The organism is Streptomyces sp. NPDC002130 (genome assembly GCF_040296465.1).
In the GTDB taxonomy this organism is placed as follows: Bacteria; Actinomycetota; Actinomycetes; order Streptomycetales; family Streptomycetaceae; genus Streptomyces.
The window spans coordinates 1-9,311 of sequence record NZ_JBEOXI010000292.1; the positions used below are offsets into that span (position 1 = coordinate 1).

General features: G+C 71.9%; 7 protein-coding genes. 5 read left to right on the forward strand and 2 right to left on the reverse strand.

Annotated elements, in window-relative coordinates; genetic code table 11:
* Positions 1 to 259 precede the first annotated feature (259 nt).
* Positions 260 to 994, forward strand: coding sequence for a class I SAM-dependent methyltransferase (locus ABT116_RS35545; RefSeq protein ID WP_351642662.1), 735 nt, complete (start codon positions 260 to 262; stop codon positions 992 to 994).
* Between the two features lie 10 nt (positions 995 to 1,004).
* On the opposite strand, the gene ABT116_RS35550 is transcribed toward ABT116_RS35545, so the two are convergent.
* Positions 1,005 to 1,676, reverse strand: a complete 672-nt coding sequence (locus ABT116_RS35550; protein WP_351642646.1) for a chaplin — start codon at positions 1,674 to 1,676, stop codon at positions 1,005 to 1,007.
* Between the two features lie 298 nt (positions 1,677 to 1,974).
* Between ABT116_RS35550 and ABT116_RS35555 the strand changes: the two genes are divergently transcribed.
* The 3 genes from ABT116_RS35555 (at position 1,975) to ABT116_RS35565 (ending at position 6,389) form a co-directional block, all read left to right on the forward strand.
* A complete protein-coding gene (locus ABT116_RS35555; RefSeq protein ID WP_351642648.1) occupies positions 1,975 to 3,546 on the forward strand; it encodes an alpha/beta hydrolase in 1,572 nt (523 codons plus the stop codon).
* Positions 3,547 to 3,596: 50 nt separating this feature from the next.
* A complete protein-coding gene (locus ABT116_RS35560) occupies positions 3,597 to 4,691 on the forward strand; it encodes a baeRF3 domain-containing protein (protein ID WP_351642652.1) in 1,095 nt (364 codons plus the stop codon).
* Positions 4,692 to 4,979: 288 nt separating this feature from the next.
* Positions 4,980 to 6,389 carry a PP2C family protein-serine/threonine phosphatase gene (locus ABT116_RS35565; RefSeq protein ID WP_351642655.1) on the forward strand — a complete coding sequence of 470 codons (1,410 nt, stop codon included), beginning with the start codon at positions 4,980 to 4,982 and terminating at the stop codon, positions 6,387 to 6,389.
* 16 nt (positions 6,390 to 6,405) lie between these two features.
* Here ABT116_RS35565 and ABT116_RS35570 read toward each other — a convergent pair whose 3' ends face one another.
* Positions 6,406 to 7,899: a DNA-binding protein NsdB gene (locus ABT116_RS35570; RefSeq protein ID WP_351642657.1), complete on the reverse strand. Its 1,494-nt coding sequence runs from the start codon at positions 7,897 to 7,899 to the stop codon at positions 6,406 to 6,408.
* Positions 7,900 to 8,131: 232 nt separating this feature from the next.
* Between ABT116_RS35570 and ABT116_RS35575 the strand changes: the two genes are divergently transcribed.
* Entirely contained in the window at positions 8,132 to 9,271 is a 1,140-nt protein-coding gene (locus ABT116_RS35575) for an aminoglycoside phosphotransferase family protein (protein ID WP_351642659.1), read from the forward strand.
* The last annotated feature ends 40 nt before the right edge of the window (positions 9,272 to 9,311 follow it).

A 9,311-nucleotide genomic window follows, 5' to 3' on the forward strand; every position in this document is an offset into this window, starting at 1 on the left:
CGACCATTGGGACCTCAGACCCGACGGACCATCCATGCACGGCGTCTCCGCCCTGGTCCTCCCGGTCATCCAGACCGCCGACGGCACCCCGGCGGCCCACGGTCGTCCACGTCGCACTGGTCGCGGTTGGCTCCGTCGTGTACATGACCGTACCCGTCGCGTTCACGGCGCTGATCGGCACGCACGTCCACCGCCCCGCCCATCCATGGCCCTGGCGGAGTCCTGGCCGACGGACGGACCACAGGGGGACGAGTCGGCCATGACGACGCACAATGACGACGTGGACTGGGACCGCTGGCCGGTTGCCGACTACCTCGCGGAGAACTACCGCGAAGTGCATCCCTGGGACGCGGCGGTCATCGCGCACCACAGCGCCTACTACCGGCGCCTTCCGCCGGGCGGCATCGCCCGCTCGGTGGAGTTCGGGGCGGGTCCCAACCTCTACCCGCTGATGCTCGCGTCCGCCGCGAGCCGCGGGATCGACGCCGTCGAGGCGGGAGCGAGCAACGTCGCCTACCTCACGGACCAGATCTGTCACCGTCCCGACGCGAGCTGGCTCCCGTTCCACGCGCTGTGCCGGGAACTCAACCCCGAGGTGCCCGCGACCCTGGCCGGGGCGCTGGCACCGGTCAACGTCGTCCATGCCGACGTCCGGTCCCTGCCACGAGGTACCTACGAACTCGCCTCCATGCACTTCGTCGCCGAGGGCGCCACGGAGGACTTCGCCGAGTTCGCCGACTTCTGCCGCACCTTCGTCCGAACGGCCCGGCCGGGCGGCCGCCTGGTCGCCGCCTTCATGGAGAACATGCCGACGTACCGCATCGGGCCGGCCTCCCGCTGGCCGGGCTGTCCGGTGAACCCGGCCACCGTCACGGAGGTCTTCGCGCCCCTGACCCGGGAGCTGGACGTGACCCACATCGACATGGACCCGACCCGGCCGGGCCACGGTGACTCGGGGATGGTGCTGCTCACGGGGGTGGCGAAGGCGGTGTAGCCCGTGCGGGTCAGCCGTCCGCCCCCGGACGGAACCTCCGGCGCAGCACCACTCCCCCGGCGACCAGTGCCGCGCTCGCCGCGACGGCCTGGAGCGCGTGGTCCGTGCCCGTGTGGGCCAGGGCGCCCCTGGCGTGCGGGACGGTACGCGGGGCCGGTTCCGGTTCCGGGGCCGGGTTCGGCCGGGGCGGCGGGGTCGGCTTCGGGACCGGCTTCGGCGGATGCTGGGGACGGACCGGGCGGTGGTCGCCGGGGGTGTTCGAGGACTCGTTGCCGCTCGAGGCGTTGCCGATTCCGACCACGTCTACCGAGTTGCCCGTGACGTTGACGGGGAGGTCCACCGGCAGCTGCACACCGTTGCCGGAGATCACTCCCGGTGAGTCCTTTCCGCTGCCCTCGGCGACCGCGCCGCCGGACCCGCCCGGCCGGCCGCCCCGCCCCTCGTCCTGGTTCGCGCAGCTGTTGCCGGCGGCGGGGTTCAGGAGCCCCACCACGTTCACGGTGTTCCCGCACACGTTCACCGGGACGTGCACCGGCAGCTGGGCGGTGTTGCCGGAGACCACCCCCGGCGAACCGGCCGCCGAGCCGTCCGCACCGGAACCGGCGTACGCGGGGACGGTCACCGTCATCGCGCCCGAGGCGGCGGCGACGGCGATCACTCCGTTTCGGGTCATCCTTCGCATGGACCCCTGCCTTCCAGACATCGTCGCGGGCACTCACCCGCACAGGAGAGAACGCCGGGCGCCCGGTCCGAGTTATGGCTTATCGGCCTTTCACTCCATCGAGCGGGCCGGTTGTCGAACTAGCGGTAAAGCCCTTCGTATACCGGCTCCGCATGCGGGCCGGTACGGGGGCGAGCCTGGCAGGACACGGTTCGCCGCGCGGCCCCGCCCGCCCGGAGGCGAGGCCTTCGGGGCGCGCATATGGTGAGCGAGGGCGTCCCGGTCCGCTGCGGGTCGCCCCGCGTCACTGGAGGCATCGATGCTGGCCAAGCTGTCCACGCGTCCCTCGATACGGCGCTGCGCGGTCACCGGTACGGCCGGGCTCGCCCTGCTGGGCACGGCACTGCCGGTCGCCGACGGCCCTCCGCCCGGCCTGTCACGCTTCTACGACCAGAAGGTCACATGGTCGAAGTGTGCGGGCATGGACATGCCGAAGGACCTCCAGTGCGGGAAGGTCACCGTCCCGCTCGACTACGCCAGGCCCGGCAAGGGCACCCTCGACCTCGCCGTCGCCCGCTACCGGGCCACGGGCAGGTCCCAGGGTTCGGTGCTGCTGAACTTCGGCGGTCCCGGCGGGCAGGGTGTGACCCAACTCGCCATGGGCGGCAAGAACTTCATGGGCCTGACGAACGGCTACGACGTCGTCTCCTTCGACCCTCGCGGCGTCGGCCGCTCCTCTCCGGTCAGCTGCGGAAACGCCTCGGACAACGCCCTGGACGCGACGGACGGCAACGCCGACGTGGCCGATCCCGGGGCCGTGCTCGAAGAGCTGCGTGCGGCGGCGGCCCAGTGCACCGAGCACTCGGGCCCGGTCCTGCCCCACATCGGCACGGTCAACGCCGCCCGCGACCTCGACGTCATGCGCGACGCGCTCGGCGACGACAAGCTCAACTACCTGGGCTTCTCCTACGGCAGCCGGCTCGGCGCGGTGTACGCGGCCCAGTACCCCGGGAAGGTCGGCAGGATGGTGCTGGACGGCGTCGACACACTGACCGAACCGCTGGCCGACCAGGGCGTGGCGAGCGCCCAGGGGCAGCAGACAGCCCTGGAGAGCTTCCTGACCTGGTGCACCGAGGACATCGCCTGCCCGTTCGGGCGAAACCCGCGCGAGGCCCGGGAACACGTCGTGGACGTGGTCGAGTCGCTCGACAAGGACCCGCTGCCGACCGATTTCGGTGAGGCGTTCACCGGTCAGGACTTCGCGGGCGCCCTCGGGCAGGGCCTCTACAGCAGGGAGCTGTGGCCCTCGCTGCAGAGGGCCGTCGGCCAGCTGCTCGAGGACGGCGACACACGCGGCCTCGAGGCGTTCCTGTCCGGGGGCTTCACCCTGCCGGTGCGGCGCACCCCGCACGCCGGGCTCACCGACCCGGCGGACATCCCCCTCGACAACCTGCCGGCGGCGCTGATGGCGGTCAACTGCGCGGACGATCCCGACCGCCCCGCCGCCGAGCAGGTCACCGAGGACCTCGGCCGGCTCCGCGCCCGCTACGAGCAGGCGTCACCGGTGTTCGGACGGTACCGGCTCACCCAGGTACTGATGTGCTACGGCCGCCCCAGGGGCACCGACTACATCCGTGACGACGTCAAGGACGTCGAGACGCCGAGGATGCTCCTCGTCGGCACCCGGGGCGACCCGGCCACGCCGTACCGCTGGACGGTGGAGACGGCGAGGCGGCTCGGATCGTCGGCCGTGGTGCTCGACAACCGGGGCGAGGGCCACACCGGCTACGGCTCGTCCAAGTGCGTGCACGCCAAGGTCGACGCCTTCCTGCTGTACGGAACGCTCCCCCCGGACGGCAGCTCCTGCGGCTCCGACCGCGACGACGAATGAGATCGACTGCCCCAAATGCCCTCATCGTGAATTCGCACTATCGTTCTGTCATGGAGAGCGTTCTGAGTCCCGCGACCCTTGCCGAGCTGCGGCGCCCGCGCCCCTACCCCGCGGTCTCCGTGCTGACGCCGACCCACCGGCGCGATCCCTACAACGCCCAGGACCAGGTCCGGCTGCGCAACGTGGTCGCCGAGGCCAAGAGGCAGCTGGAGGCCGATCCGGCCGTCACCCGCGAGCGACGCACCGAGGTGGCCGGGCACCTCGACCGGGCGCTGACCGAGGTCGACCTGACGCACGCCGAGGACGGCCTGGCGATCTTCGCTGCTCCGGGCGAGCACCAGGTGTGGTCCCTGGCCAGGTCCGTACCCGAGCGGGTGGTGCTGTCGGACACCTTCCTCACCCGCAACCTCGTCTCCGCCCAGACGGCCGGGCGGCCCTTCTGGGTCCTGTCGCTCGCCGCGGACTGCGTCACCCTGTGGAACGGCGGCGTCGACCGGGTCGCCGAGGCCCGCCTCGGCGGCTTCCCGATGACCCGGCGCGTGGAGAACTTCGACCCGGAGCGGCAGCAGCGGATCGGTGACACCCCGAGCGCCTTCCGGGAGGAACGCACGCGCCAGTTCCTGCGCGAGGCCGGCACCGCAATGAGCGCCGTGCTGCGCGACCGTCCGAGGCGACTGTACGTCACCGGCGAGCCGGCCGCCCTCTCCCTGCTGGACGAGGTCGGCGCCGCCGCCCGGAGCGCGGTGCACATCCCGCACGGCGGGCTCGCTCACGGGACCCCCGAGGTCGTGTGGCAGGCCGTGCGGCCGGTGGTCGAGGCGGAGGCCCGCAGGAGCACGGACGCCGTGACCCGCGCCCTCGAGACGGCCCGCGGACGACGGGAGTTCGCCGCCGGTGTCGACGAGCTGTGGCAGAGCGCCCGGGACGGCCGCGTCCGGCTGCTGGCCGTCGAGGAGAACTACCGGGTGACGGTCCGCGACGCCGGGGACCATCTGATCCTCGCCGAGACCGGCGACCTCGACTCCCGCGAGGACATCGTGGACGAGATCGTCGAACAGTGCCTGGAGACCGGGGCCGACGTCCGCTTCGTACCGGACGGCACACTCGGTGAGGCGGACGGCATGGCCGGGGTGCTGCGGTACTGACGGAGCACCCGCTCGGCCGGGATCGAACACAGGGTCGTCGAACACCCGGAGCAGCCTCGCACCGGTGTCCCGACGGACCGTCAAATGCCGTGTGTAATCTACGACTTGGATCTCCGAGTGGCGCGGTCAGCACCTACCTCGGAGTAACTCCGTGAGACTGTGGCATATGCCAGAAGCACCACCGTATCGTGTGTCGTCGAATCCCTTACAGGGCGTCGCGGGCTGTGCAACAGTCGTAACGGTCCCTCCGTCCGCCTTGGTCGAACCGTCCCCGCATCGGAGTGCGTCATGCCGTCCCACCTCTCCGCGGACCGCCCAGCCGCCCAGCCGCCCGGCCGCGGCTCGGTCGACGCGCTCATATCGCAGACGCGGCGGCTCAAGGGCGACGTGGACGCGGTGCGCCGCGACGCCGAGGGGGAAGGAGCGGATCACCCGCGCGAGCGCTGGCAACGGGCCCTGTGCGACCTGGCCCTGCACCAGCTCAACGACCTCGACGAGCACCTGGCCCAATTGCGGGACGGCCCCCTGCCGACGGCGGCGGAACCGGAACCCGCCGCATCCGCGCCGGGCTCACTCCTCAGCAGGGTCGGCAGCGCCGAGTGGAACCTCCTGACCGACGAGGCCAGTTGGTCCGGGGAGCTCTACCAGATCCTGGGCCGCGACCCGGCCGCTCCGCCTCTCACCCTCGATGAGCTGCCGTCGCTGGTGGTGGACCAGGACCGGCCGAAGCTGACGGCGATGGTCACGGACTGCCTCGTCGACGCGAGGCCCATCGACGGCGAGTTCCGCATCACCCGCCGGGGCGGCGACGTACGGACCGTCCACATGATGGGCGAACCGGTGCTCGACGCTGACGGCAGCACCGCCTCGATGTGGGCCGTGCTGCGGGACGTCAGCGAACTGCGCCGCAGCCAGCGGGCGGTGAGCGAGACCCGTGACTCGCTCCACCACCGGCAGGAGGCCGCGCGGAGCGAGCAGCGGCTCGCGGTCGAGCTGCAGGAGGCCGTGCTGCCCCAGTGGCGCGGCTCCCTGCGGCTCCCGCACAGGGGGCCCAGGACCCTCGACCTCGCGTCCCAGCACCTGCCGGCCTCCACGAACACACTCATCGGCGGCGACTGGTACGACGCACTCGAACTGGCCGACGGCGAAACGCTCCTCAGCGTCGGCGATCTCACCGGCCAGGGTGTCGGCGTCACGTCGAACATGACCATGCTGCTCGGTGCCGTACGCGGCATGGCGATGGCCGGTGCGCAACTAGGGCGGTTGATGGCCTGGTTGAACCAGTTACTCGACGCCACCGTGCAACCCGCCCTGGGCAGCGCCGTCTGCTGCCGTTACCGGCCCTCGACCCGGACACTGGTGTGGGCGCAGGCCGGACACCCCGCCCCGCTGCTCTTCCGCGACGGGACGGGGCGCGCGCTGAACGCACCCGACGGTGTCCTGCTCGGCGCCACGTCGGGCGCCGTCTACGGGCAGGCCGAAGAGACACTCGAGGTGGGTGACCTGCTGCTCCTGCACACCGACGGGCTGGTGCCCGGGCACACGGGATCGGCGGCCGCACATCTCCTCCTCGGTCTGGCACCCCGCCTGGCCGGGAACCGCACCGCGGAGGACTGCCTGCGGACCGTGGTCCAGGAGTTCGGCGAGGGCGCGCGCGAGGACAACGCCTGCGTGCTCATGGCCAAGGTGACGTCTTGAGGAAACGCAGCCCGACTCAGGCCTGTGCGTGGTTGGCGCCCCTGCCCTTCGTCCTCGGAAGGGCGAGCTTGATCTCCTCCCGCAGCTCCTGGATCTTCGGGTAGCCGGAGTACTCGGCCGTGAGCCGGTACATCTGACGCAGCCGGTCCCAGGTGCGATGTGAGGAGTTGGACCCCATCGACACCAGGGCCAGGCGCGCGTACCGGTCGGCCTGTTCGGGGTCGTCCGCGATGAAGCAGGCCGACGCCATCGACAGGTAGTCGAAGATCTTCGACCGCTGCCGGCCGTCGACCCGTAGGGCGAGGGCCTTCTCCGCGTAGTGCTGGGCATGCGCCGCCGCGCCCGGCTCGAACTCGGCGAGCGTGCGGTAGGCCAGTGCCTGCATGCCGTACAGGTCCTCCTCCTTGAAGGTCTGCATCCAGTCCGGCGGCGGGACATCGGCCTTGTCGGAGACGAACAGGTCCTCCGCCCGGCCGAGGGTGCGGCGCATCGCCTGGCCCTTGCCCATGGAGGCCTGTGCCCAGGCCTCGACGGTGTAGAGCATCGCCCGGGTGCGGGGCAGCACCTCGTCACCGGAACCGGACGTGGCGAGCTTCATCAGGTGCAGGGCGTCGTCCGGCCTGCCCAGGTGCACCATCTGGCGGGCGGCGCGGGACAGTGCCTCGCCCGCGCGGGGCCGGTCCCCGCCCTCCCGGGCCGCGTGCGCGGCGATGACGAAGTACTTCTGGGCCGTGGGCTCCAGACCGACGTCGTGCGACATCCAGCCCGCGAGGACGGCGAGGTTGGCGGCGACGCCCCACAGGCGCCGCTGGAGGTGGGGTGGGTGACGGTAGGCGAGCATGCCGCCCACCTCGTTGAGCTGGCCCACCACGGCCTTGCGCTGGAGCCCGCCGCCGCGGGCCGCGTCCCAGGCGCGGAACACCTCGACCGAGCGCTCCAGTTCCTCGATCTCCTGCGACCCGATGGGGGCGGCCTCGTAGCGGTCGAACCCGGCGGGGTCGGCGTGCAGGGGATGGTCGAGGTCGGGGGCGTCGGCAGCCAGGGAAGGGTCGGTGTGCAGCCAGTCGTACATGGCGCTGCTGAGTGCGGATCCCGCGGCGAGCGCGGCGCCCGCGCCCACCAAGCCGCGTCGGTTGAGCATGAGGTCCATTCCCGTGAATTCGGTGAGGACCGCAGCCGTCCGCTCGGGCGCCCACGGCACGCCGTCGGGAGCATCCGCGCTCCCGCCGCCCTGCCGTTTCCCCGCACGCCCGTGCCGGACCAGACCGAGGTCCTCGATGGTCACGACACGGCCGAGACGCTCGGTGAACAAAGCCGCCAGCACCCGCGGCACCGGATCGCGCGGGATCTCTCCCGTGTCGATCCACCGCCGCACCCGGGAGGTGTCGGTCGACAGCTGGGGATGGCCCATGGCCGCCGCCTGCCGGTTGACCAGCCTCGCGAGTTCGCCCTTGGACCAGCCGGCCAGTCCGAACAGGTCCGCGAGCCGGGTGTTGGGTTGTCCGCTCACGTCAAGCCCCCAGGTTCTCGGCTGAGTTGACAGTAGCCCGGGGAGACTTGCCGGGCGACTATTCGCCAGGGTTCGCCAGGGTGCGCCAGATGGTGTGCCACCGGCCATCCGGTGTCAGGTAGGAACGCGCCACCCCGACCCGGTCGCCAGGGACACTCCCCAGGGTCCTCCCGGGCATCCGGGCCGGGTGGTGCGCTGTCGTCGCAGGCACACGAAGGGATCTGTTTCGCCCATGTACGCAGCATCGTCCTCCGTGTCCGCACCGCCCCGGTCGCTGCACCCGCGTCCCACGGACAGCGGCCCCTACCTCGCCCCCGCGCGGTCGGCGGCCCCCGTGCTCGGTGCGGGCAGGGCTCGGCGCGGCGCGGTCCTCGGCACCCAACCGCTCAGCGGGAGACTCGACTTGTCCGGCCCCCAGGGCGCGCAGCTGCGCACGGCGATCGCCGCCGTGCACCGCATCTGTCCGGAGTTCGCCCCGGTGCAGGTGCTGCGCCGCAACGGACGGTCCGTGCTCCTGGTCGGCACGACCGGTCGCAGCACGGCTGTCGCCAAGTGTTTACTGGACCACTCGCCCGCCTGGTCGGAGCGGATCCGCCACGAGATAGCGGCATACCGCTCGTTCGTCCGGCACCGCCCACCCGTGCGGGCGCCGAGACTGATCGCGGCGGACCCGGACAACTGCACGCTGGTGATCGAGCGGATGCCGGGGCGGGTGGCGGCGCTCCAGCGGCACCCGGCGGAGGCACCGCCCCGGGCGGACATCAGAGCGGCACTCGGCGCGATCTGCCGGCTGAACGCCTGGCGACCGCCCGCGGGTACGTTCGACGCCCCGCTCGACTACGCGGCCCGGATCTCCCGGTACCACGAGCTGGGCCTGCTCACCGACCGGGACCTGGGCGACCTGCAGAAACTGCTGCACGGGATCGCGCAGGCCTCCGGGCGGCAGGGCATGGGCCAGTTCTGCCACGGCGACGCACTGCTGTCGAACATGCTCCTGTCACCGGCCGGTCCAGTGCTGGTGGATTGGGAGCATGCCGGCTGGTACCTGCCGGGCTATGACCTGGCGACGTTGTGGTCGGTGCTCGGGGACGCACCGGTCGCTCGTCGTCAGATCAGCCAGATCGCGCAGTCGGCGGGGCTTGCGTCCAGGGATGCCTTCCTGGTGAACCTGATGCTGGTGCTGACCCGTGAGATCCGGACCTACGAGACGGCCGTGCAACGCTCGATGCACGATCCGGCCCCGGCGGCACCGGGCACGGCCCACCCGGGTGCTGCGCCGACCGGCGAGGAGCAGAGGCTGCTGCTGCGGCGGCTGCACGACGACTGCCAGTTGGCCCGGCGCGCCGTGCGCGCGGCGGTCGGCACTCGCTGACGGGGACGAAGGGGCCGCTCAGGAGCTCGACGGCGTGCCG

Coding starts and splice junctions, on each gene's coding strand:
- ABT116_RS35560 (WP_351642652.1), top strand. CDS start 3,597: ATGGAGAGCGTTCTGAGTCCCGCGACCCTTGCCGAGCTGCGGCGCCCG.
- ABT116_RS35545 (WP_351642662.1), top strand. CDS start 260: ATGACGACGCACAATGACGACGTGGACTGGGACCGCTGGCCGGTTGCC.
- ABT116_RS35575 (WP_351642659.1), top strand. CDS start 8,132: ATGTACGCAGCATCGTCCTCCGTGTCCGCACCGCCCCGGTCGCTGCAC.
- ABT116_RS35550 (WP_351642646.1), bottom strand. CDS start 1,676: ATGCGAAGGATGACCCGAAACGGAGTGATCGCCGTCGCCGCCGCCTCG.
- ABT116_RS35565 (WP_351642655.1), top strand. CDS start 4,980: ATGCCGTCCCACCTCTCCGCGGACCGCCCAGCCGCCCAGCCGCCCGGC.
- ABT116_RS35555 (WP_351642648.1), top strand. CDS start 1,975: ATGCTGGCCAAGCTGTCCACGCGTCCCTCGATACGGCGCTGCGCGGTC.